The 23,502-nt window shown below is 48.8% G+C and carries 19 protein-coding genes; 11 read left to right on the top strand and 8 right to left on the bottom strand.

The window, feature by feature from the left end:
- The first annotated feature begins 7 nt into the window (after nt 1–7).
- Both FC99_RS00545 and FC99_RS00540 read left to right on the top strand, forming a co-directional pair.
- Nucleotides 8–913, top strand: coding sequence for a dihydrodipicolinate synthase family protein (locus FC99_RS00545; RefSeq protein WP_048733138.1), 906 nt, complete (start codon nt 8–10; stop codon nt 911–913).
- 10 nt (nt 914–923) lie between these two features.
- A complete protein-coding gene (locus FC99_RS00540; RefSeq protein WP_048733136.1) occupies nt 924–2,063 on the top strand; it encodes a glycerate kinase family protein in 1,140 nt (379 codons plus the stop codon).
- Nucleotides 2,064–2,295: 232 nt separating this feature from the next.
- On the opposite strand, the gene FC99_RS00535 is transcribed toward FC99_RS00540, so the two are convergent.
- The 3 genes from FC99_RS00535 to FC99_RS00525 all read right to left on the bottom strand — a co-directional run bounded on the left by FC99_RS00535 (nt 2,296) and on the right by FC99_RS00525 (nt 7,487).
- The gene (locus FC99_RS00535) at nt 2,296–4,518 is read right to left on the bottom strand and encodes a glycoside hydrolase family 3 C-terminal domain-containing protein (protein WP_048733135.1); all 2,223 of its coding nucleotides are present in this window, start codon (nt 4,516–4,518) and stop codon (nt 2,296–2,298) included.
- A gap of 179 nt (nt 4,519–4,697) precedes the next feature.
- Nucleotides 4,698–5,945: an MFS transporter gene (locus tag FC99_RS00530; RefSeq protein WP_048733132.1), complete on the bottom strand. Its 1,248-nt coding sequence runs from the start codon at nt 5,943–5,945 to the stop codon at nt 4,698–4,700.
- A 27-nt stretch (nt 5,946–5,972) separates the two neighbouring features.
- The gene (locus tag FC99_RS00525) at nt 5,973–7,487 is read right to left on the bottom strand and encodes an alpha-N-arabinofuranosidase (protein WP_048733130.1); all 1,515 of its coding nucleotides are present in this window, start codon (nt 7,485–7,487) and stop codon (nt 5,973–5,975) included.
- 108 nt (nt 7,488–7,595) lie between these two features.
- On the opposite strand from FC99_RS00525, the gene FC99_RS00520 reads away from it, so the two are divergent.
- On the top strand, nt 7,596–8,747 hold the full coding sequence (locus FC99_RS00520; RefSeq protein ID WP_048733129.1) for a helix-turn-helix domain-containing protein: 1,152 nt from the start codon (nt 7,596–7,598) through the stop codon (nt 8,745–8,747).
- A 59-nt stretch (nt 8,748–8,806) separates the two neighbouring features.
- Here the strand turns inward: FC99_RS00520 and FC99_RS00515 are convergent, their stop codons facing one another.
- Nucleotides 8,807–9,676: a helix-turn-helix domain-containing protein gene (locus FC99_RS00515; RefSeq protein ID WP_048733127.1), complete on the bottom strand. Its 870-nt coding sequence runs from the start codon at nt 9,674–9,676 to the stop codon at nt 8,807–8,809.
- A 128-nt stretch (nt 9,677–9,804) separates the two neighbouring features.
- Between FC99_RS00515 and FC99_RS00510 the strand changes: the two genes are divergently transcribed.
- From FC99_RS00510 to FC99_RS00500, 3 genes are read left to right on the top strand one after another with little or no spacing between them, the layout of a single operon-like run.
- A complete protein-coding gene (locus FC99_RS00510) occupies nt 9,805–11,796 on the top strand; it encodes a beta-galactosidase (RefSeq protein WP_056986440.1) in 1,992 nt (663 codons plus the stop codon).
- 52 nt (nt 11,797–11,848) lie between these two features.
- Nucleotides 11,849–13,096, top strand: coding sequence for an MFS transporter (locus FC99_RS00505; RefSeq protein WP_048733123.1), 1,248 nt, complete (start codon nt 11,849–11,851; stop codon nt 13,094–13,096).
- A 42-nt stretch (nt 13,097–13,138) separates the two neighbouring features.
- Complete coding sequence (locus tag FC99_RS00500) at nt 13,139–14,473, top strand: glycoside hydrolase family 30 protein (protein ID WP_048733121.1); 1,335 nt, start codon at nt 13,139–13,141, stop codon at nt 14,471–14,473.
- A 49-nt stretch (nt 14,474–14,522) separates the two neighbouring features.
- Here FC99_RS00500 and FC99_RS00495 read toward each other — a convergent pair whose 3' ends face one another.
- From FC99_RS00495 to FC99_RS00480, 4 genes are all read right to left on the bottom strand, one after another.
- The gene (locus tag FC99_RS00495; RefSeq protein ID WP_048733119.1) at nt 14,523–15,044 is read right to left on the bottom strand and encodes a transcriptional regulator; all 522 of its coding nucleotides are present in this window, start codon (nt 15,042–15,044) and stop codon (nt 14,523–14,525) included.
- Nucleotides 15,045–15,600: 556 nt separating this feature from the next.
- Complete coding sequence (locus FC99_RS00490) at nt 15,601–16,620, bottom strand: DUF5776 domain-containing protein (RefSeq protein WP_420324062.1); 1,020 nt, start codon at nt 16,618–16,620, stop codon at nt 15,601–15,603.
- 34 nt (nt 16,621–16,654) lie between these two features.
- A complete protein-coding gene (locus FC99_RS00485; RefSeq protein WP_048733115.1) occupies nt 16,655–17,593 on the bottom strand; it encodes a C39 family peptidase in 939 nt (312 codons plus the stop codon).
- Nucleotides 17,594–17,780: 187 nt separating this feature from the next.
- On the bottom strand, nt 17,781–18,335 hold the full coding sequence (locus tag FC99_RS00480; protein ID WP_048733112.1) for a cysteine hydrolase family protein: 555 nt from the start codon (nt 18,333–18,335) through the stop codon (nt 17,781–17,783).
- Between the two features lie 258 nt (nt 18,336–18,593).
- Here FC99_RS00480 and FC99_RS00475 point away from each other — a divergent pair, with 258 nt between their 5' ends.
- The 5 genes from FC99_RS00475 (at nt 18,594) to fabV (ending at nt 23,337) form a co-directional block, all read left to right on the top strand.
- Nucleotides 18,594–18,911 carry a PadR family transcriptional regulator gene (locus tag FC99_RS00475; RefSeq protein WP_048733110.1) on the top strand — a complete coding sequence of 106 codons (318 nt, stop codon included), beginning with the start codon at nt 18,594–18,596 and terminating at the stop codon, nt 18,909–18,911.
- A complete protein-coding gene (locus FC99_RS00470) occupies nt 18,904–19,536 on the top strand; it encodes a DUF1700 domain-containing protein (protein ID WP_048733109.1) in 633 nt (210 codons plus the stop codon). Before FC99_RS00475 ends, FC99_RS00470 begins: the two co-directional genes overlap by 8 nt.
- Nucleotides 19,533–20,501, top strand: a complete 969-nt coding sequence (locus FC99_RS00465) for a DUF4097 family beta strand repeat-containing protein (RefSeq protein ID WP_048733108.1) — start codon at nt 19,533–19,535, stop codon at nt 20,499–20,501. The genes FC99_RS00470 and FC99_RS00465 overlap by 4 nt, the downstream gene beginning before the upstream one ends.
- Before the next feature lie 128 nt (nt 20,502–20,629).
- Nucleotides 20,630–21,625, top strand: a complete 996-nt coding sequence (locus tag FC99_RS00460) for a tRNA dihydrouridine synthase (RefSeq protein WP_048733106.1) — start codon at nt 20,630–20,632, stop codon at nt 21,623–21,625.
- A gap of 512 nt (nt 21,626–22,137) precedes the next feature.
- A complete protein-coding gene (gene fabV, locus FC99_RS00455; protein ID WP_082153189.1) occupies nt 22,138–23,337 on the top strand; it encodes an enoyl-[acyl-carrier-protein] reductase FabV in 1,200 nt (399 codons plus the stop codon).
- Nucleotides 23,338–23,502: the final 165 nt, after the last annotated feature.

The following is a 23,502-nucleotide window of genomic DNA, read 5'->3' as shown; positions in this document are numbered from 1 at the left end:
ATAAATCATGGATATTAGTCGGATCAAAGGTATTATCGTTCCATTACTGATTCCCGTAAATGATGACGAAACTGTTAATGAACCCAAATTACGTGCAGTCGTTGACCGCGTGATCGACGGCGGTGTCCAAGGCATCTTAGCCTTCGGTAGTAATTCCGAGTTCTACATGTTGACTGATGAAGAGATGGAAACCATCTTTAAGATTATTGTTGATGAAACCGCCGATCGAGTTCCTGTCTTCTTCGGTATGGGCCCTATCCGGACCAGTCACGGTGTTAAATTAGCTAAAATGGCTCAACGGTTAGGCGCCTTCGGAATTTCTGTCTTGCAACCAATGTTCTTAAAGCCAACCGATAAAGAATTGTACGATCACTTTAAGACGATTGCCGACACGGTTCCTGACCTGCCAATGTTGCTATACAATAATCCACGGGTTGGCTACAAGCTGAATGCCTCATTGGTTAGTGACCTTGCTCATGACGTTAAGAACATTGTGGGTGTTAAGGACTCCAGTGGTGATCTGACCTACTTTGAAGAAGTTGTTCGGTTGACCAGTGACATTGAATTCCGGCCATTTACTGGTAAAGACACACTGATCTTCTTAGGCCTGTGTGCTGGGTCTTACGGGAGTGTTTGTTCCACTGCCAATGGGTTAGCGGAACAAGTTGTTGATATTTATAATAAGTTCGAAGCCGGTGATTACAAGGGTTCTCGTGAGGCTCAATACGCCTTCAATCCGGCTCGTCTGGTTCAAAACAAGGCTAGTTTCCCAGTTGCAACCAAGGATATGGCTAACTTACTTGGCATGAATGTCGGTAAGCCGATTTTGCCAAGTCAACCATCTAGTGGTGACGTTTTGGCTGGAATGAAGACCGAAATGGATAAGTTGTTGGGGACTAAAGCCGCGAATTGAGGTTTTTGCTATGACAAGGGTACTAATTGCATCAGACTCGTTTAAAGGAAGTGCAACATCGGTCGAAGTCGCCAACTACATTGCGACGGGGGCCCATCAAGCAGATCCGACGATTCAGGTGACGACCGTTCCCATTGCGGACGGCGGCGAAGGAACCGTAGCTAGTGTTCTTGCAGCCGTTGGCGGTGAGATGCGTGAAGAGACCGTTGTCGGCCCCCTCGGCCAGTCGGTTCAAGCACAGTGGGGCATGATCGATGCCACCACGGCCATCATTGAAGTTGCTGAAGCAGCCGGACTCAACTTGGCCAAGAGTGATTTGGATCCTATGTTGACCACCACGTATGGGGTTGGCCAGCTGGTCAAAGTTGCGCTCGACCAAGGGGCACAAAAAATCTATATTGGTCTCGGTGGTAGTGCCACTAATGACGGCGGTATTGGGATGGCTCAGGCTCTTGGTGGCCACTTCTACGACGCTAAGGGCCAAGAACTGGCTTACGGCGGCAACGGGATGTTGCAGTTGGACCACGTTGATTTGTCCACGCTCGACCATCGGCTACGGTCAGCCACCATCGTTGGGTTAACGGATGTTGCCAATCCGTTGACCGGGCCACAAGGTGCTTCAGCCGTCTTCGGGCCACAAAAAGGTGCGACTAAGGAAACGATTCAGATTCTTGACCGGGGACTCGACCACTTAAATCAGGTGCTCATGGATTACCAAAAGCGTAGTTGCGGTAATTTGCCGGGAGCTGGCGCTGCTGGCGGAACCGGATTTGGGATTTTGACCTTTCTGGGTGGTCGCCTCGAGCCGGGGATTGAACAGATCATGCGGCTGACTAAGCTTGATGACCGGATTGCGCAAGCAGACTTGGTCATTACTGGTGAAGGCCAAATTGATGGTCAGTCCCTAATGGGTAAGGCGCCAATCGGCATTGCCCGGTTAGCGAAGAAACATCAATTACCAGTCATCTTGATTGCCGGAAGCATCGGTGACAATATCCAAGCCGTTTATAATGCGGGAGTTGATTTAGTTCTCTCATCAACGGTCACACCAATGTCTGTCGATCAAGCAATTGCGAACGTTCAGCCACTGTTGACGCAGGCTGGGTACACGGCGTTAAAAGCGTTTAACCTTGCTGCGGTGACGAAATAAGGTAGCGAATTTCATACTTATTTTAGATAAAACGAAACTAGCTGTTCTCCCGATTCCCGGGAACGGCTAGCTTTTTGTTGACTGATGCTATCTGCTTAGTTAAGTTTCTGTGGTGGCGTAAATCTTCAGCCAACTCAGTAGCCAAAAACAAGTCTACCTTGGAAGAGAACTAGTCGAGGTAGACTTGTTTGCGATTAGTAAATCCAATTAATCTTTAGCTTGTATTTAACGCTTACTTCACTTGGTTAGCGAGCTTAAGAAAAGCATTAAGCTGATCAACACTGACGCCAACCATAATGGCGGAACGGAGTGGCATGTTCTTCATCATTTCACTATTGGTGTCGTTACCGGCTAGGGCGTCAAAACTCTTGGCCATGTCGGTTTCTTCTAGTGCAGCGCGTAGGTCGGGACGGGCCATGATGGCGCCAATGTACGTGTCTGGCGTCACTGGAGCACCAGCTTGTGGGTTCCAAGCTAACGTCACGTCTTGGTGCAGGTCGAGGTCACGCGATGACCGGCCAACGAAAATGGTGTAGTCACCATCGTCCATTTGCCAGTTGCTGGTCTCAGCGTTGTACCAACTGAAGGCGCGGCGAGGCAACGTCCGGGTGATCGTCTTGGTTTCACCAGCAGCCAGTTCGGTCTTAGCAAAGTCGCGGAGTTCCTTGACGGGCATTTCGACCAAGCTAGCGTGGTTAGCCACGTAGATCTGCGATGTTTCTTGGCCAGCCACGTCGCCATCGTTAGTGATTTGGTAGCTGACTTCGACGCTTTGATCCTTATCCGTGACAGTTAAGTCGTGGTAGCTGAAGTGGGTGTAGCTTAAGCCGTAGCCAAATGGGAAGCGAACGGCACGTTGCTTCAAATCGTAGTACCGGTACCCCACGAAGATGTCGTCGTGGTAGGTTTCGGTCAATGGACTAGCGTTGAAGGTTCCAAAGGTGGGGTTGTCGGCGAGTTTGATGGGGAAGCTTTCCGCCAATTTTCCGCTAGGGTTAACGACGCCAGTCAAGACGTCCCAGGTGGCTTCACCCACGGCTTCACCGGCCAAATAGGTTTCGAGGATGGCCGCAACGTCATCGGCCCATGGCATTTCAACGGCGGACCCGTTTTGAAGGACCACGATGGTGTGGGCGTTAACCGCGGCGACTTGGGTGATCAGGTCGTTTTGGTTGTCGGGCAGGGCCATTGAGGTCTTGTCAAAGCCTTCAGACTCTAAGGCCTCGGGCACACCGGCGAAGATAACGACCTTGTCAGCTTGCTTAGCGGCGACCACGGCCTTGGCGATTTGATCAGCGTCGGCTTCCGTGGCGTCTAAGCTGTAAGCGGCTTGGTAATTGGTGTTGCCAGCGGCTTCGGCCACCTCCAGCGGGGTTGTAATTCGGTAGGCGTTCACGTGAGAACTCCCACCCCCTTGGTACCGTGGCTTGTCGGCAAGTTCGCCAAGAATAGCTACGTCTTTGGCATTGGCCAGTGGCAAGGTGTGGTCATCGTTCTTTAAAAGGACCATGCTGTTAGCGGCCAATTTCCGGGCAAATTCGTGTTGGGCGTCTTTGTCGTAAGGTTTTGGTTGGCTATCAACGTGCCAGTCGTGAACCATCTTGAGGACCCGCTTAACGGCGATATCTAAGGTGGCTTCGGTCAGGTCACCGTGATTGACGGCATCAACGATTTCAGTCACTGATTGTGGGCCTTTACCAGGCATTTCCAAATCCAGTCCGGCGCGCAGAGCGGCCACGTGGTCGGCAACGGCACCCCAATCGGACATGACCACGCCATCGAAGCCCCATTCGTCGCGGAGAATCTTGGTCAGTAGCTTGAAGTTTTGTGAGTTTAACGTCCCGTTGATGGCATTGTAGGAGCACATCAGGGTTGCGGGGTGGGCGTTGACCACGATACGTTCGAAGGCGGCCAGGTAGATTTCACGCAGCGCCCGTTCGCTCATGTTGGAAGAGGACGTGAAGCGTTGGTTTTCACGGTTGTTGGCGGCAAAATGCTTCACACTAACGCCGACACCTTGGCTCTGGACACCGTTGACGTAAGCGGCACCGAGTTCACCGGCAACGAGGGGATCTTCGGAGAAGTACTCGAAGTTTCGGCCAGCCAGCGGACTGCGTTTCATGTTGATGCCGGGGCCGAGGAGGACGCTAACGCCTTCGTTCTTGGCGGCTTCACCGAGGTTTTTACCCAGGGTAGTCAGAGCGTGACGGTCAAATGAAGCGGCGGTCAAAGCGGAGGCCGGGAAGGTGATGGCCTTGACACTCTGGTTCAGGCCCAAGGCATCGGCACTGTCGGCCTGTTTCCGTAATCCAGACGGGCCATCGGTCATCATGATCTTTTCCAGGTTCAACCGGTCAATGCCGGCAGTGAACCAGAAGTCTTTACCCGAAACGAGGCTGGCTTTTTCGGTCAGCGTCAACTGTTGAATGAATTCATTGCTAATTGGTGATGTCATAAAAAAAGCTCCTTTTCAGTTATGTAGTGAAACGCTTTCACCACTAGTTTAACAGGACAACCAACCTAATGAAAGCGGTTAATCAGACTTGAAATGACCCAAAGCTGACTTTATTGATGAAATTTATGCGTGTTAAATAATAGGGATTGAATATCATTTGTGATACTAGACATATTGGCTTACTTTGTTGAACGAATCATCTGAATGAAGATGCAGGCAATGAGGACAAAAGCAATTGCAATTGGAAAGACAAGTTTGTAGCCGCCCATGACAACCACAACGCTAGTTACGATGGGTCCGACTGTCTGTCCCAGAGTTGTTGCGATGTTTAAGATACCCAAATCCTTACCGGCTTCCTCTTTGTTGGGAAGAACGTCAATGTTTAGTGCTTGGTCAACGGCACCGTAGACAGCGTAGCCCAGGCCAGCGAATCCGGCAAAGAGCATCATAGATAGTGGGGAGCGCATCACCCAAGGAAGTAGATAACCAATAGCTAGCAGGATTGAGGCAACGATTACTGGCAGTTTTCGCCGCCCAATGGCATCAGAAATAGCACCAGAAGTCAGTGATCCCACTAAACCAACAATCATTGTAATAATAGACATGACGGAAATGGTGGCCGCAGCGGCCGTTTTTCCTTGGCCAATGTAACTTTCCAAAATATAGAGTTGGTAGTTAAAAATCATGTAATAGCTAAAAATTAACAGGGTCCGGCCAACGAAAGCTAGCCAGAAATCTCGAGCGCCCTTTACTGGAGGTCGGAACGAGGCAAGTAACTCGCTGACACCGCCAGTAACTTCAGGTAGGTCTTTTGCTGATCTTTCATTGGGCCACACGATAACGGTACAGATTCCGGCAATCCCCATGAGAATTCCAGCGACAATGAAACCTGGAATTTGAATTGAAATGAAACGAGCGCCAATTAGAGTTCCGAGTGACGTTCCACAGGTCGTTCCGGCGGACATGAAGGCAGACATTGTAGCACGCATATCATCGGAGACACGGTCAGATAATGTGGCAATCACTGGTGCAATCATCATATTTAATCCAAACATGCTAATACAGTAGGCAATTCCAATAGCCCAGACATTAGTGAAGAGCCCGATGAGGAATAAGGAGAGCCCGCCGACTAGACCACCGGCAACGACCCACGGTGTTCGTCGGCCAAACCGTGAACGCGTCCGGTCAGACAGATTTCCGAATAGAAGGTTTGCAACTAGAGAAGAAATAGCTGTTGCTGCATTTAGAACGCCAAAGACTGCAGTGGCAGCGCTGGGGCCCATAATATCTTTCAAGTGTTGAGGCAGTAGAACGGCAGCAACGATGCCTAGACCACCCATCCAAAGCAAAGCAAAGATAAAGAAGCTAGCCGAAAAGCGAATTTTACTAGATTTGCTCATCGCGATTTGTTTATTTGTATTGTCCATAGTTTTTTCTCCTTGGCTAAATTGAAGTTAAACGAGTTTGAATTGTAGAGTAGTAACGGAAGCTGCTGGCAAAGTAACAGTCTGTTGACGACCAGTCATCTGCGCCATGGCTAGGGGATGACGCCGGACGGCATTCGGGTGGGCGGCATCGTTGTAATCGGTAACGTGGGTAGCGTTTAACGTTTCTGCCGTGGATAGCTGGACATTATGATCGAAGATAAGTGTGATAGTCTTGGGTTCACGAATAGCAGTATTGCTGAGACTGACTGTGATGGTATTGTTCTTTACGGAGGCGAAGGTCTCAACATCGGGCGTTTCTGCGTCTAGGGGTAAGACGTGACCACCACGGTGTCCCTTGTACATCATGAAGACATCATAATTAGGAGTCAGGATGGTTTTGTCGCCATCGGTCAGTAGGAGTGAGTTCAACACGTTAACTGTTTGAGCTACGCAAGCCATGGCAACACTATCGCAATGTTTTTGTAGAATATTTAGGCTGATGGCAGTCGTCAAGGCATCGCGCATAGTGACTTGTTGGTGAAGTGCAGGACGTGCGGTGAATGCTGGACGGTGCCAATTACCCCATTCGCCAACGACCAAGTCAATGTGGTCGAGTCGGTGGTCCATTGTGGATTCTGGAATGGGCATATTGGCTAGTCCTTTGGTGATGAGACTTTCCTGCTCACTGATGACGTCATCGAGTTCGTGTGCGTCTTGAATGACACGAGTCCAGTCGTTCGGCGTAAAGTCGGTAGGGGTGTCGTTCTCGTGGTCGATGTTCCAGTTATAGAAATGAAGATCGATGGCATCGATATCAGGCTGCCGGTAGTTTGCTAAGGCGGCTAAGAACTCACGAGTCCAACGAACACGTTCCTTAGGCTTGTTACCATCAGGACCGCTTGCAATTTTATAGGCATTTTCCTGATCAAATAGAGAAGTTTTAAATGTTGGCATAGCGGTCGCGTATTTACGATAAGTCATGGCGTATTGCTGTGGTGTCATGAAGCCACCACCACCCCAAACTTCGTTGCCAATGCCTACGTATTTGACGTTGTAGGGCTCGGTGTGGCCGTTTGCTTGTCGGAGTTTAGCTAGTGATGTGGGTTGCTTGCGATTGCAGTATTCTAGCCAATCCTTCATCTCCTGCACACTCCCACTGAGCAGATTGACATTGAGCCAAGGTTCGGCGCCAATCAGGTTACAGAAGTCCATAAACTCATCGGTTCCAAATTGATGCTGGTCCAGCTCATAGGTTCCGAAGTTCTCGTTGAAAGTCACAGGACGCTTCGTTGGATCACCAATGCCATCGCGCCAGTGGTAGGTGTCGGCGTAACAGCCACCTGGCCAGCGAACGATAGGCGGTTCCAGCGCTTTCAGTGCTTCGACGACATCTTGACGTAGACCACGGATGTTGGGAATAGTGGAGTCTTTACCGACCCAGATACCGTCGTCGATACAGCTACCGAGAAACTCAATGAACTGGCCATGAAGTTTAGGATTGATCGTCCCGTATGTATTTTTAGAATCTAAATGAATTTTCATAGTGATTTCCTCCTGATGGCTATATAATAATTGGTATGTAACCGCTTTTATATCGGAAAATTAAACGAAATATCAGATAAATAAACTAAGTAGGAGGGGAGTTAGACGATGCGAAAAACGGTAGACGTTGTATTAGATTATTTGTTACGGACGAGGCATGCTCCAATTTGGATATATGCTGACAATAAATTTGTACGAAAATTTGGCCAGCAAACGACTGATGAATCATTCCTAGCACCAGAACAGCAAATAGTAATTACACGATTTGTGTCACACGCAACGATGCAGTATCCGCAGTTGAAGTACTGGCCAGATGGGCGGTCACTAGCACTAGTACGTAAGGATACTATCGTTTATGTTCTAGGACCGCTCCTAGTGGCAGAACCAGGAATGGTGGCGCCACGCACACGTTTTTGTCCATTGAATGACTGGTTGGAAGGACTATGTTTGCTGCAAAATGTTTTGGATGACGGTAATCTACGGCCGAGTGATCTGTATACGAAAAATGGTCTTGGTCGTGGTGAACAGGAAGTGAATGCAGTGCGGACTGTGCGACGCTTCAATCGAAATCAGGAAAATACCTTTGTACATAATCCATATGATCAAGAACTACGAGAGCTGAATAGTGTGGCAACCGGGGATGTTGCTGGATTACAAGCTAGTCTCCACGAAAGTTTCGAAGGCGATTTCGCCCAGTTGGGGCCGACCCGATTACGGTCGTTGAAAAATTTAGGCATTGTTGATTTAGCATTATTGGCGCGCGCAGCAATCCGGGGTGGCCTGGACTATGAGCAGTCCTTTACGATTAATGATCAATATATTAACTCGATTGAGGCGGTACGGACGGAACAAGACGTAATGGCTTTGAGTCTTCAAGCTAAGCAGGAGTACACGCAACTGGTCCATGATATCCAAAATAAGACGACGGCTAATACGAATCGTATTGTCCGCAAATGTCAGACTTACGTGCAAACACATTTACATGATGGCCTGGATTTAAGGACGGTTAGTGCTTATTGTCAGGTGACACCGCAATATTTGTCACGTTTATTTCATCAAAGTCAGCGACTGCGATTTAGTGAGTATGTACAACGGGAAAAGCTGAATGCTAGTAAACGAGACTTGATTTACACACAACGTATAATCAGTACGATAGCTTTTGACTATGGATACTCTTCAGCTAGTCACTATGCGGAAATGTTTAAACGGTACGTGGGGATAACCCCTAGGAAATTTCGGAATATGAATGGCAAAGTGTAACCTTATAGACACCAAAAGAGCCTAGGCAATGACTACCTAGACTCTTATTTTCTACTGACTTAAGTCTTCGCCACGATTTGCCGATAAGTTTTGGGCGACATCTTCGTCCAACGCTTAAATTGGCGGCTGAAGTGGGAAGCGTTCTGATAGCCGAGTGTTGCTGCAATCTCGGCAACACTGAATTGGGGCTTTAAGAGCATTTTCTTAGCCCATTTCAACTTCAATTCAGACAAGTATTTCTGTGGCGAGAAGCCATACGCATCCTTGAAGACCCGGTTGCCGTAACCCTCGCTGATGCCAATGGAGGCCATGAGGTCAGCGATTGAGATTGGTTCGGTGTCACCATCGACGGGGTGAAGAATGGCATCATTTAGTGTAGATTTTAGCGATTCGGCAATGATTTTGGCGTAACGTGACTGGTTAGCGTTGGTTGCGGCCGATTTGGCTGGAATGAGTTCACTGAAAATCATCAGAATCTGTGAGAGGTAGATCTGAATCTGCATTTTATCCTTAAACGAATAATCGGCCGACAGGGACACCAGTGCAATCAATTCGTGCAAGATAGGACAGATGTCGCGATTCAGGCTCTCTCCCTTGGGAAAGTAGATTGGCGAGTTCTGAATCAACTGGACAATGAAGTTGGGCTCGTCCAGGTCAAAGTGAAAACAGAAGTAGGTGAGATGATCGATGGCGTGCGCGGTGTGCCGAAAGCCAGGTGGGATCAAAACGAAGTCACCTTGGTTGAGTGTATAGGATTCGTGCTCAATGGAAAGACCTTCTCGCCCTTCAATCACAAAAATCAATTCAAAGGCCTGGTGCTTATCCATTGGGACTTGCCAGTCATTCGCTACTTTTTGATAATGACCGCCGAAGAAGTTCAGGTTCCAGTCGAGAACTGGGAGCCGGTGGGCGTTTTTGAGGATATCCATGGGGTCTTTCCTTCCTGAAAAAGTTTGATTTGGGTCTTTTTTGGCCGAATGTAGCCATGTACAAGTTTTACTAAATCGGTAATAATAAGCACAGTAAGCGTTTACAAGAAATGAATGAGGGATAAATAATGAAAAATATTTTGTACGGAACAGCCTATTATTACGAATATTTACCAGTCGACCGGCTCGATAAAGATATCGAAATGATGACCGCAGCCAACATTAACGTTGTCCGTATCGGTGAGAGCACCTGGGGAACTTACGAAAAACAAGATGGGGTTTTTGACTTCTCCCCGTTGGATAAAGTTCTTGATGCAATGCACGCTGCCGGCATCAAAGTGATTGTCGGCACGCCAACTTACGCCATCCCTACTTGGTTAGCCAAGAAGTACCCAGAGGTGATGGTTCAAATCAACGGCCAACGTCAGCCCTATGGTGCTCGCCAAATCTTTGACATTAGCAACCCAACATTTCTTCGCTATGCAGAACGAATTATTCGGAAAATGATGGCTCACGTTGCCCATCACCCAGCCGTCATCGGGTTCCAGGTTGATAACGAAACCAAGCACTACGGGACGTCTAGTGAAAATGTTCAAAAAGGGTTTGTTCAGTATATCAAGCAAGAATTTAATAACGATTTAGACCGTTTTAATCACGAATTTGGCTTGGATTACTGGAGCAACCGCATCAATGCCTGGGAGGATTTTCCTTCTATGGACGGCACCATCAACGGGAGCTTGAAAGCAGAATTTGACAAATATCGCCAACAACTTGTCACCGATTACTTGAAATGGCAAGTCGACTTGGTTAAAGAATATCGGCAACCAGATCAATTTATTACCCACAACTTTGATTTCGAATGGCGCGGGTATTCATATGGCGTTCAACCAGATGTGAACCATTTCGATGCGAGCGAGGCCTTGGATTATGCCGGGGGTGACATTTATCATCCTTCTCGTAAGCACCTCACTGGAACGGAAGTCTCTTTTGCCGGTGATGAGTTAAGAACCCTTAAACATGATAATTATCTCGTAATGGAAACGCAAGCACAAGCTTTTAAGCAACAAGTCCCTTATCCAGGGCAATTACGCCAACTGGCTTACAGTCACTTGGCTTCCGGCGCCAACATGATTGAATACTGGCACTGGCATTCCATCCACAACTCGGCTGAAACTTACTGGAAGGGAATCTTGAGCCACGACTTCCAGCCAAATCCGGTCTACAACGAAGTGAAGCAAACTGGAGCCGAATTGAAGAAGCTGTCGTCACATCTCGTGAACTTCAAGATTAAATCAGAGGTGGCATTCTTAGTTAGCAATCAAAGCTTAACGGCAGTCAACGCCTTCCCATTCTCTGATGAACGAAACTATAATGACCTTTTCCGGTCCCTGTACGATCAGTTCTACCGGTTGAATGTGCGGACGGACATTACTGATGAACACCATATCAAGCTGGATGACTACAAGTTGATTGTTGTGCCAGCACTCTACAGCATCAGCGATGACTTCCTAAAGGTACTGAACGATTACGTCAAGCGCGGTGGGCACGTCATCTATACCTTTAAGTCCGGCTTCGCTGACGAACACGTTAAGGTCCGCACTGACCGGCAACCCGGAATTGTTTCTGAAGCTAGCGGCGTGCACTACGAAATGTTCGTTGACCCAGATGGGACAAAGTTAGTAGGGCAAACACCTAGCCTCCAGGATGTTAAGGATGATTCCTTAAAAGACTGGATGGAACTGTTGATTCCAGACACGGCCGAAGTGTTAGCCACTTATGATGACCCGAACTGGTCGGACTACGCCGCAATTACTAAGAACCAATTTGGTAAAGGGTCCGTCATCTATATGGGGTGTTATCCATCCGCCGAGGTTATTACGGACTTAGTTCGCGACTACGTCAAGGAAATTAAGTTGAATACTTTTGCCGAAAACTTCCCGGTTATTGTGAAGCAGGGACAAAATGATTTGGGTAAAACATTGACCTATTACTTTAATTACTCGAGCAAGTCACAGACCGTTAAGCAGCCAGTTGCTGGAAATGAATTGATTAGTGATCAACCAACGCAACAGCAATTGCAGCTTGCACCTTGGGGCGTTGCCATCGTTGAAGAGGATTAAGCCTCTTCTTCGGTACATAAATGAAAGCGCAAACATTTGAGGAGAAAACATCATGGAAAATGCAAAAAGCAAAATTACGATGAGTAAATCGAGTAAAATTCGTTTCTCGGCTAGTTTCTTTATCTTCGCGTTGTTGTGGATGGGTGGTCTGGGAATTGTCTCAGCTGTTTTGTTACCGCAACATTTAAAGGATCTAGTCGGGCCCAACGCGTCAACCGCCATCTTTGGTGTTTTAAACGCTGCGACGGCGATTGCTTCATTGGTTGCTAATCTGTTGTTTGGGAATTTGTCTGACCGGACGCGTTCACGTTTTGGACGACGGACACCCTGGGTTGTTGCCGGTGGTATTGTCGGTGGCCTTTCTTTGTTCCTGATTGGAGTTTTGGATAATGCTTGGGCAATTGGGATTTCTTATTGTATCAGCATGGTTGGGTTAAACATGATGATTGCACCCGTCATTGCGACCTTGTCTGACCGGGTCTCCGATGATATGCGAGCTACGATGTCTGCCTTCATGTCTGCTGGGACGACCTGTGGGACCTCAGTGGGGACCTTGATTGGGGCCCGCTTCATCTCAATTCAAATTCCAGGATTCATTATTGCTGGAGTGCTAATGGGAATCGCTGGTATCTGTACCGTTATCGTTTGGCCCCACGAAGAGTCAGCGAAGGACTTACCTGCCGTTGAAGGTGGCTTTGCCGAACTATTGGCTTCATTCCGTCCACCATTAAAAGGTGCTCGTGACTTCTGGTTAGCCTTCTTGGGCCGGACGTTATTGATTTTCAGTTACTACATGATTTTGAACTATCAATTATATATCTTGGAAAGCTACATCGGCCAGGGCAAAACGGACGCTGCGGCGACGATTTCAATTATGTCTGTGGTCACGATGATTGTTGGATTAGTTGGGTCCTTGGCATCTGGCGCAATTTCTGACGCCATTGGTCGCCGGAAGTTACCTGTCATTGTTTCCGCTGTGCTGTTAGCTATTGGGTACTTGTTGCCATGGGTGATGCGTTCACCGTTCTCCATGATTTTATTTGCTGGGTTCGCCGGCTTAGGTTACGCTGTTTATGGTGCCGTCGACCAAGCACTGAACATTGATGTTCTACCAAACAAAGAAGAGGCTGGTAAGGACTTAGGGATTTTGAACATTGCGACGACTTTAGGCCAAACGGTCGGTCCTATCGTGACGAGTATCGTCGTGGTGATGGGTGGCTACAAGTTGGTCTTCCCAATCGCCATTGTCTTCGTCTTGCTTGCTTGCATCTTTATCCAAATGATTCGTTCTACAAAATAGGTATTAAAGACAACTTGAACTGATTTCTAAGGAGGAAGAATAATGACCACCTGGATTGAAAGTACACCAAATAATTATTTACAAGAAAAAACACCAACTGTCGCGAATGTGGCGGCTTCCGCGGATCTACAATTGACCGGGAAGGGACTACAAAAGTTACGGGGCTTCGGTGGTTGCTTTAATGAACTGGGTTACTTGCCATTGAGTAAGCTGGCCAGTGATAAGCAACAGGAAATTTATAAAGATTTGTTCTCACCAGACGAATTGAATTTCACCTTCAACCGGACACCAATTGGTGCTAACGATTTCGCGGAGTCTTGGTATAGTTACGATGAAACCGATGGCGATTATGACTTGAAAGAATTCTCCGTTGACCATGATAAGCAAACGTTGATTCCATACATCAATAATGCCAAAAAGTATCAACCCAACCTGCAACTGTTTGCTAGTCCTTGGACGCCACCAACCTGGATGAAGTTCCCTAAGGTGTATAACTTTGGTCGCATTGTGATGACGCCGGAAAACTTACAAGCCTACGCAAACTACTTCGTTAAGTACATTCGTGCTTACGAAAAACAGGGCATTCACATCGAACGCGTTTGCCCTCAAAATGAAGTTTTCGCAGATCAGAAATTCCCATCCTGCCTGTGGAGCAGTGATGACTTGAAGGTCTTCATTCGCGATTACCTCGGACCGACCTTTGAAAAGGAAGGCATTGACACAGAAATCTTCTTGGGAACGTTAAATGGTCCGGAAGACATGTCATTCAACGCGTCTGGCATCAAGTTGGACAACTACAACCGGTACGTTGATAACATCTTGTTCGATGATGACGCACGGAAGTACATCAAGGGGATTGGCTACCAGTGGGCTGGGCAAAATGCTATTGAACGAACTCACAGCTCATGGCCAGAAATTGAACTGGTTCAAACGGAATCAGAATGTGGCTATGGTGACAATAGTTGGGTATATGCCGAATATATTTTCCATCTGGTCAACCACTACTTCACGGCTGGCGCTACGGCTTACACGTACTGGAACATCATTTTAGGTGACTCTATTAGTACTTGGGGCTGGCATCAAAATTCAATGTTCTCAATTGATTCCAAGACTCAAGCGGTAACCCGCAACCCAGAATACTACGTGATGCGCCACTATGCGCACTACGTTAAGCCAGGTGCCCAGGTTCTGGAAACAACAGGGCACTTCAACTCGATGGGAAAGGCTTTCCGCAACCCAGATGGGCAGTTAGTGGTCGTCGTTCAAAATGCTTTGGAACGGGCATTACCATTCACGTTTGCTGATCCAGAGGATGCCTCAAAGAGTGTTGAAGCTACTTTAGCACCCAACTCGTTTAACACGTTTGTAATTGATTAATACAGTAAGTCAAAATCGGCATCGCAGAAAAATTGCGATGCCGATTTTACTATTTTGCGTTAATTTTCTCTAATTTCGCAAATAAGGCATCAACGTTCATATCAGCCTGGTTAGCGCGGAGTTCAATGAGTGCGTGGTATCGTTGAACATGTTGGTGGAGACTGTCGGGGGTGGTCAGTAAGCGGAGCTGAATTTCTTGCTCAAAGGACTGTAGACCACCGTGATTTTCAATGCCAGAGAGTTTGCTTGCACTTAATCCTAAGATGAGTGCAGCCTCATCAAGGGTTAGGTTTAAATTTTCTCGAGCGGACGTAATTTCGATGGCAGTGAGAAAATTAAATTTCTGCCGATAAAGAGTATAATGCCGTCTGATATTGTAGTCAGGGTCATCAAGTGGTTCTAAGTAAGCCTCTTCGTCATGAATATCGCAGCATTCGGGAACCCAATAACGGTGATTTACAGTCAGAGGGTCATTGCCGATTAGATGAGTTTCCTTGAGCTCTATAATCTTGTAGAAAGTATCTCTACCCATCAAGTCAGGTGAATTGATGCGACCGATTTGATTTATCATCGTTTGTACCCCCTTAGTAGTGTTTCCAAGTGACATTTAGTTCCTTTTCACGCGGATGAAAGGACTCAATTTGAGTGAAGTTTGAGCCAATATCGAATTTAACGTACATGTCGATACCGTTAATATACTCGATAAATTCGTAAACAATAAATCCGTCGAGCCAATGATGCTTTGAGGGTCCGCGATAGTACTGACTGACGTATAGCTGGTCAATTGCGGCTGTTAAAACTTGTTCAGTACATAAACGCTGCTGCTCTAAGTAACGTATCGTTTTCTTATGGAAGAACAGTTTGAAACGATTATGATCGTAATCATAAATGATCTTTTTTATAATGAATTGAATGTCTGGCTCATCATTCGCGGAATTTACCTCGGGTCTAAAATTTAGGCTACAAGGTTAACTCCGCAAAACAGGGTCAAATATTTTAATTGTTGACGATGAATTTCAACCACACAGTACCCCGACCTTACCATGCCCACCCGGTGATAGCAATCGAAGCGCCTAACAAAAGCGGCCACCCCACAATTGGAGTGACCGCTTAACTGTTTTCTCGTTTTAGTTAAATACCCGGGCAATTCCGGCAACGTTTGAGCGTTGGCCGTTCTTGATGGGTTGTACCATGATCCGTGGTGGCCAGCTTTCGATGACCTTGTTACCACCGAGGTAAATGGCCACGTGCCAGATCACATGAGTACCTGGTTGATAGTAGAAGACCAGGTCACCACGTTGACGATTGCTGTAGGCGACGTGTTTGAACTTCTTGCTGGCCCACAGGTTCCGTGAATTCCATTCGTTGCCAGGGTAGGCGTGGTGAATGGAACTGATTGGGGCCGGATTGATGCCACCGGCGTAGAGGGCCTGCATCACTAATCCTGAGCAATCCGTACCATAAATTGGCTTGGACGATGACCCCACCAGATAAGGGTTGCCCTTATATTGGTAGGCCTGCTTGATCATTGCGTTGATGTGTTCCGTCCGACCATTCCAAGCGTGGGCACCAAGTGGGGCAACGTAAGCATCGATGCTAGTCCAACTTGATTTGGAGAAGCCGAGCTTGACCCAGGTCTTCTCATTAACGTTGCCGGTGACCTTGAGGTGGTGGTTCTTCTGGAAGTTCCGCACCGCATTGTAGGTCGCCTGATTATACTTGTTATAACCATTGGCAGTTCCCAGGCGGCGCATGATCTTCCAAGTCTTGATGCCCTCATAGTTCCGTTTGACCGTATAGCCAACTTTACCATAAGGCTTGATCTGCGTGTAGTTGACTTGATAGTAGGCCTTAGGGTTTTGATATCCGCTAGTCTTAGCGACAAATGCCTTGTTAGCTGTCACGTACTTCCCAGTGTTCGTCTTTAAAACGGGGGCGTGACCCTTGACCGTGACGACCTTGGAAATCTTAGCGTAATGGCCAACTTTGACCGTAGAGTCGTGCTTTGTCTTGGCGGCATCCTTGTAATAAGCCACCGTTTTCTTGACGCGAATAATTCCGGGATTAGTTGTGTAATAATTGCTAGCCGCTTGTGCCGGTGTAGCAGCGCCCAGACTCCCTAAGCCTAGGGCCACTAATAGTCTCATTAACCACTGTTTCTTCAAAATAATCTCCCCTTTTCTAATAACTCAACGCCCGATAGCCGTCATGACTGCGATGGGTGTTCAAACTGACCTGCGTCATACTCGTCTTCTTCTTGGTCCACGGGTCATTGTAGTACACGCGTGTCTTGCTGTAGCCCGACATCGTAATGGCATGGTTGACGAAGCCATCGACGCCCGCGACCCAGATCACGACCGGGTGACCCTGATTGATCTGCGTTTTGAGCGTGGCAAATGAGGCACCTGTCATGTCCTTCGCCGTGCCCACGTGATTTTTCACAACACCCAACAGGCCCTTGGGGTAGACCCACCATCCCGACTCGGAATAGGGACTGCCTACAAACCCCTTGTTAGGGTTGGAACTACGCGGCATTTCCTTAGCCAACGTCATCTTGGTCACGTCAGCGCCCGCGTACTTCAACATCATCGCAGTCGCCGTAATCTCACAGCCGGTCGGTAACTGTGGCCGTTGGGCAATCAGCGGGACGTTCAGATAACGATAACTCTTTACCGTCCCATTGCGATGAATCCAGCCGATTTGCGTATGGTGATATGTAAATTTCAGCCAGGTGCCATCCGCCATCTTCTGTTCGCGGGTGATGTGGACCTTGAGATTGGCATACTGGCGGCCGGTCGCGATAGGTTTCATGTTCTTTGCCGCAGACTTGGCGCCACCGGTCTTGTAGACCTTGTAGTTATGCGTCAAGTTCAGACCAATCTTGGTGTAGTAGTTGACCTTTGTCGTTCGCAGCACCGCCCGGTATTCAGGCGTTACTGGTTTCGTTGTGCTCTCACTGGTCGTTTCGGCCGACGACGAGCCACTACTCTTAGCGGTCGATGATGAGCTGCTAGTCACCGTTGATGCCGATGACGCGGTCGTTTTTGCGGCCTGTGCGTTTAGCGCGCCGCCCCCAATCAGCCCCAAACTCAGGGCTAAAACTCCGATGAATCTCTTCATAAATAGTTGCCATCCTTCTTTGTCTCTACCTGAATATAAAACCGCTAATCACTTATTATGAGATTAATTATATCGCGCGGCAGTGCATTCTGCAATGAAGACTGCAGTGCAAAAAACGGCGTCGTTACAACCATTAGTTCGTGCTAAGTGCTGTGACGATGCCGTTTTTAATTTAAAGAATGACGAGTTAGATAATTTCCGCGCCCAAGGCGTTCTTAAAGTGGCTCAATGCCCACGCGTGGCCGGCCGGATCAAAGCTGGCAACCGCATTTTCGTGGATGATCAAATGGTAGCCCAGGTTGTAGGCGTCCATCGCGGTGTGGAGCACGCAGATATCCGTACAGACGCCAACTAAGTGGAGGGTATCCACGTGGCGTTCCCGTAGGCGTAGATCGAGGTCGGTACCCGCAAATGAGCTGTAGCGGGTCTTGTCGAACTGCCAGACGTTTCCGTTGGCTGCGTGGTCGTCGTACCAAGTCTTAACCGGACCGTAGAGTTCACGGCCCCAACTTCCCCGGACGTTGTGGGGTGGGAACAGCTTGCTTTCCGGATGGTAGGGGTCATTGGGCGTGTGGACGTCCGTTGGGAGTAAGACCCAGCCCCCCTTGCGATGAATATCATCCGCTAGACTGACGATGGTTGGCGCGAGGACCTGTCCCGGTTTACCACAAGTCAGAGCACCCTTATCCGCAACAAAATCGTTCGTGTAATCAATGATCAACAATGCCTGGTTCGTTGTCATACGACGACCTCCTCAAGAGATTTTTTCCAGTATGCGGGGGGAACGAATGAATGTCAATGACTGTGGTAATAAGGGTTTTAATATTGTCTGACCGTTTATTAATAAGTAATCGCTGAATCCAGTTATCAACAGTCATTAGAGTATTTTCATGATTTATAAAGTTTACGGCCAAATTAAGTTGACAGATAGTCTTTGACACGGTATATTATTGGTGAATCGATATTATACGTCATATAGTATAGCGGGGAGGCAAGTAAAATGGCCATTCAGGTTCCAACAGAGTTGTTGGATGGCAGTGTCTTGGGGTTACTCACCAAGGGCGACCATTACGGATACACGTTGACACAGGCGGTACGGCAGGTGATTCCCATTTCAGAATCGACCCTCTACCCGGTGTTGCGGCGGCTAAAGAAAAATGGCTGGCTAGAAACTTACGATGAACCGTTTCAGGGACGCAACCGACGCTATTACCGGCTGACGGACAGTGGTCGTGAGCGGCTCGTCGAAATTCAGAGCGAGTGGGCTGATTTTAATCAAGCAATTACCAAGTTATTGGGAGGGAACGTAGATGAATGATTACATTCAGGCCGTGCAAAAGCTACTGGGGCAGCTGACAACGGCTGAACAGCAGGATGTCATCGAGTACTATCAAGAGTACTTGATGGATGCCGGCATTGAAACGTACGAACAGGCCGTCGACGAACTGGGGACTCCGCGGTCGTTAGCGAGAAAGGTATTGGCCGACTATTCGATTCGCTCGAGTAGCCAGGAGAGTCAGTCCATCAAGTCACGGTCGGACATTCAGGCAACTAAGAATAATGTGAAGACGGTGTGGCTGATTATTTTGGCCTTGCTGTCGACGCCGGTAACAATTCCGATTTTAATCCTCATCGGCGCGTTATTTGTCGCGTTTGCGGCCGTTATTTTTGGTTTGGTCGTGGCCGCCTTTGCCGTTTTCCTGAGTATCATCGCTGTCGGCGTCCTTGGCGTTGTGCTCGGGGTAACCACCTTTTTCCAAGCACCCTGGACCGGAGTTTTCTATTTGGGAATGGGCTTGGCAGCGTTGGGGGCCAGCTGGATTGGCTGGTTAATCGTGAAATGGTTCGGGAGTAAGGTCATATGGGCGTTGTCGTGGGCGGCGAAGAAGATTTATAACCGCTTTATTCCACGGAGTCGCGCAGAACGGGGGCGTAAACTATGAAGCGGAGCACGAAAGTTTCAATCGTTTTAGTTATCTTAGGACTATTATTAATGGGTATCGGTTGGTGGAATCACGGGAATAAGAGCGTGCTGTGGTCCAATAACCCGCGGGGATTTCGAGTGATTCGCAAGGCCCAACAGAGCTATCAACCGGGGGCTTACCAACGCATCGTGGTTGACGCCAAGGCGCCCGTCACCATCAAGGCCGGCAATAGCAATCGCGTGACCGTGAGTTATTTGGATAATGTCAAAGGGCACCCGACCGCGACCGTGTCGAAGGGGACCCTCACGATTGAAGGTGGTAAGTCCACCGCTCACTTAAGCCAGACGAATTTTTCCATGGGCGATGGCGTCGGCTATACCAATGGCGGCGTGTTGGTGACCGTGCCACGGGACAAGAAGCTTGCTGATGTGACGGTGAAAAAGGGGAGCCATGCGATTTCTTTACGTAACCTGCAGGCCAAAAGTATGACGATTGCTGCTAGCAACGACGTTAGCCTGATGGACGTGCGCGTCGACAAGCAGGTGGTGGTCAAGTCGAGTAACGGCGATGTTTGGGCAAGTGGTGTTAAGGCCCAGCAGCTCAGTGTTGATGCTGAAAATGGGGATGTTGGGGTCAGCAATAGTCGGTTGGCCGCCAACAATAATCGAATGGTCTCGGAGAATGGGGACGTGCGTCTTTCGGAGTCGAAGTTGGGTGGCGGCCACGTTAGCTCGTCTAATGGAGATGTTCATTTGCAAAATAACCGGTTGACGAAAACGTTGACGGCTTACACAGATGATGGGGACATTTCAGCACATATCGCGAGATCGGCCGGAGCTAAGGTCATCGGTAGGGACGCGGATATGGACGACATTAAAGTTGATGGCAAGGCGCGTCACAGTGGCTATTGGTTACATCAAGCTGCCAAAGAACAATATAGATTGACGACCGCTGATGGCGACATTACCGTCAGCACAGACTAGATCTTAAGGGAGCTGTCCATTGGGGCAACTCTTTTTTACTGGTTTCGGCGACGAAACGTGGTAGAATGTAGGAACTGCTTTTAAACCGGATTAAACATCAAATTTAACGAGATCAAGGAGATTTTATCGTGTCTGACTCATCTTACTGGCAAAATATTGCGGCCCACGCGCAGGCCGAAAATCGGCCATTCTTCAGTTTAGCGCCCATGGAAGCCGTCACCAACGCTATCTTTCGGCGTGTTGTGGCTCGGGCTGCGGCGCCCGACGTCTTTTTCACCGAATTCACAAACGCCATTAGCGTGACCCATCCCAAGGCTAAATTCACCGTTCAGGGTCGACTCTACGTGGCGCCTGAAGAAGCACACATGCCGGTCGCCCAGCTCTGGGGCAATGACGGCGATGCCTTTGCCCGGGCCGCGGTGGTCGTGAAGGACCTCGGCTATGAAGCCATCGACCTGAACATGGGGTGCCCCGATTCCACTGTCATCAAGAACCATGGGGGGAGCGACCTGATTCGCAATTTCGACAGCGCCGCCGAAGTCATTGCCGGGGCTAAGACGGTCGGCTTGCCGGTGAGCGTCAAGACGCGGTTGGGCTACAGCCGGTTGGACGAATGGCGCGACTGGTTGACGTTCCTATTCCAACAGGACATTCCATTATTAACGATTCATTTACGAACGAAAAAGGAAATGAGTCGCGTACCCGCGCACTTCGAGTTGATCGATGACATCGTGAAGTTGCGGGATGAAATTGCCCCGAACACGTTGCTGCAACTGAACGGCGACATTGAAAACTATCAGCAAGGGGTGCAGTTGGCTAAGGAGCACCCCGGCGTCGACGGCATCATGATCGGCCGCGGCATCTTCACCAGTCCCTTTGCCTTTGAAAAGGAGCCCAAGGAACATGACATCAAGGAGTTGCTGGGGTTACTGAACTACCAGCTCGACCTGTACGACGATTTCGAAAAACGTTTCGACACGTCACGATTCCCATCGTTAAAGCGGTTCTTCAAGATTTACATTCGCAACCAACGCAACGCTGCCAGTCTCCGGAATGCGTTGATGGAGACGCATACGACGGATGAAGTTCGGAAGTTGTTGGCGGAGTCAGAATTTACCGAGTAGGTTAAAAGAAAATGCAACGTACTGTTATGGCCTGAGTTATAGGCGGTGGCGGTGCGTTTTTTATGTGCAATTTTGTTATTAATAATTATGGGAATGTTTAGGCTTTAATAATTAGTCGGATGAGGGAACAGTAGAACCACTCTGCGTTAGTTTCGACGGCATCACGGCGGATAACTACTAGGGAAACATTGCAGATTCCGACAAATAGTATTGATAAGTCCAACTTAAGCCGGAGGATGCCAGGGATGTAGCCAGCCGTGAAAATGGCGTTGGTCGGGGTCCTTTCCCGACTTACGGCATGGGACGTCCAGGAGACGTGTGGCTTTCACGGCTTTTGGGCGAGCCGGAAGCCCATTCTTTGGCTGGAGGCGTTCCCCACAGCAGGTGGAATCCCTGGCAGCCGCAGGCGATAAATTTAACACCATCCGGTTATTAATATTTCAATGAGCAAATCCGCGGGGACTGCCTAAGGAAAGTGGTATCTTAGAGGGAACAAGAAGGGTGGGAACGTCATGGGGCAAGTGACGCTAACGGAAAAGATTGAAGGAAACGTGGCTCGGTCGGTCAATCCGCGGGGACTACAGCAGATGTTGCAGTCACAGATCGAGGTCGTACGCCAAAAGGGTCAGTATACCGGGGCCAAGCGCGCCCTAATTTTGGGTGGTTCCGCCAGTTATGGGCTAGCCAGTCGCGTGACCGCTGCTTTTGGTCAGGGTGCCGCGACCGTTTCCGTGGGCTATGCGCGGCCACCCAAGGATGAGTTCCTAGGTGCCGCTGGTTGGTGGAATCAGGTCTTCTTCAAGCAGGCCGCTGAAGCCGCTGGGTTGGTCGCTAAGAACTTTAACGCCAATGCTTTTCTGCCCGCCACCAAGCGTGACGTTATTCACTACATTCAATCCGAATTAGACGGGCCAATCGACCTGCTAGTGTATTCAATTGCGGCAGCAAAACGGGTAAATCCATTTGACCCGAGCGAGGTCTGGCGTTCGGTCATTAAACCGATCGGTAAGTCCGTCACCGATTTTACGGTAGACCTGGAGCGCAATCAGCTGCTCAGTACGACCATCGATCCGGCGACACCTAGTGAGATTGCGGCCACCGAACATGTCATGGGTGGTGAAGACTGGGAGCTGTGGGTACAGTCGCTGCAGGCCGCTGGCGTGTTGGCGCCAAACTGTAAAACGATTCTTTTTTCCTATGAAGGTCCCGCGGCCACGGCTCCCATTTATCACGATGGAACTTTAGGTCGTGCGAAACGAGCGGCAGAGGCGAGTGCCCGGCAGTTACAAAAGCAGCTGTTGCCTAGTGGTGGCGAAGCTCTGATCAGCGTCAACCGCTCCGTCACGACCAAAGCGTCCGTCGTCATTCCTGGGTTTTCGCGGTATTGCACGGCATTGTATCAGGTGGAACAGGCGTTAGGCACCCATGAACGTCCAATTGAGCAGCAGGACCGATTATTCCGTGACATGGTTTACGGGAGTCGGCGCGAGATGGATACGCTGGGGCGGTTGCGGCCGGACGCAATGGAGCTCTCGCCAGCCGTTCAAACGCAGGTAGCCACGTTATTGCCGCAGATCACACCAATCAATTTCACGCCAAACCTCCCAGGGTATCAACAGTTTCGTCGTGAATTCCGTCAGTTAAGTGGGTTTGCCGTTCCGGGTGTGACCAACGAATTTGACGAAAAAAAGTTTGCTGACTTGGCATTCTAGTGGGATTCCAGTGAATGGGGCAATGGCATCGTTTACACCCGCCACGATTTTTCACAAGTCCAAAAATAATCGATGTGAATTGCTAGGGGATTTCTTGAAAATAGTCTATAACCCGGATTATTCATCAACAAGATTTCTCACCAAAATAGGTAGGCCTGAATCGAG

It is taken from the genome of Levilactobacillus koreensis JCM 16448 (assembly GCF_001435525.1).
Classification (GTDB): Bacteria; Bacillota; Bacilli; order Lactobacillales; family Lactobacillaceae; genus Levilactobacillus; species Levilactobacillus koreensis.
Note: the sequence above shows the minus strand (reverse complement) of the source record. Positions and strands in the feature narration are given on the sequence as shown.

Bases quoted from the DNA above. Each gene is read 5' to 3' on its own strand.
- FC99_RS00475 (WP_048733110.1), top strand. From the start codon at position 18,594: ATGGCCATTCAGGTTCCAACAGAGTTGTTGGATGGCAGTGTCTTGGGG.
- FC99_RS00515 (WP_048733127.1), bottom strand. From the start codon at position 9,676: ATGGATATCCTCAAAAACGCCCACCGGCTCCCAGTTCTCGACTGGAAC.
- FC99_RS00485 (WP_048733115.1), bottom strand. From the start codon at position 17,593: ATGAAGAGATTCATCGGAGTTTTAGCCCTGAGTTTGGGGCTGATTGGG.
- FC99_RS00465 (WP_048733108.1), top strand. From the start codon at position 19,533: ATGAAGCGGAGCACGAAAGTTTCAATCGTTTTAGTTATCTTAGGACTA.
- FC99_RS00490 (WP_420324062.1), bottom strand. From the start codon at position 16,620: ATGAGACTATTAGTGGCCCTAGGCTTAGGGAGTCTGGGCGCTGCTACA.
- FC99_RS00480 (WP_048733112.1), bottom strand. From the start codon at position 18,335: ATGACAACGAACCAGGCATTGTTGATCATTGATTACACGAACGATTTT.
- FC99_RS00540 (WP_048733136.1), top strand. From the start codon at position 924: ATGACAAGGGTACTAATTGCATCAGACTCGTTTAAAGGAAGTGCAACA.
- FC99_RS00470 (WP_048733109.1), top strand. From the start codon at position 18,904: ATGAATGATTACATTCAGGCCGTGCAAAAGCTACTGGGGCAGCTGACA.
- FC99_RS00545 (WP_048733138.1), top strand. From the start codon at position 8: ATGGATATTAGTCGGATCAAAGGTATTATCGTTCCATTACTGATTCCC.
- FC99_RS00525 (WP_048733130.1), bottom strand. From the start codon at position 7,487: ATGAAAATTCATTTAGATTCTAAAAATACATACGGGACGATCAATCCT.
- FC99_RS00520 (WP_048733129.1), top strand. From the start codon at position 7,596: ATGCGAAAAACGGTAGACGTTGTATTAGATTATTTGTTACGGACGAGG.
- FC99_RS00500 (WP_048733121.1), top strand. From the start codon at position 13,139: ATGACCACCTGGATTGAAAGTACACCAAATAATTATTTACAAGAAAAA.
- FC99_RS00535 (WP_048733135.1), bottom strand. From the start codon at position 4,518: ATGACATCACCAATTAGCAATGAATTCATTCAACAGTTGACGCTGACC.
- FC99_RS00505 (WP_048733123.1), top strand. From the start codon at position 11,849: ATGGAAAATGCAAAAAGCAAAATTACGATGAGTAAATCGAGTAAAATT.
- FC99_RS00495 (WP_048733119.1), bottom strand. From the start codon at position 15,044: ATGATAAATCAAATCGGTCGCATCAATTCACCTGACTTGATGGGTAGA.
- fabV (WP_082153189.1), top strand. From the start codon at position 22,138: ATGGGGCAAGTGACGCTAACGGAAAAGATTGAAGGAAACGTGGCTCGG.
- FC99_RS00530 (WP_048733132.1), bottom strand. From the start codon at position 5,945: ATGGACAATACAAATAAACAAATCGCGATGAGCAAATCTAGTAAAATT.
- FC99_RS00510 (WP_056986440.1), top strand. From the start codon at position 9,805: ATGAAAAATATTTTGTACGGAACAGCCTATTATTACGAATATTTACCA.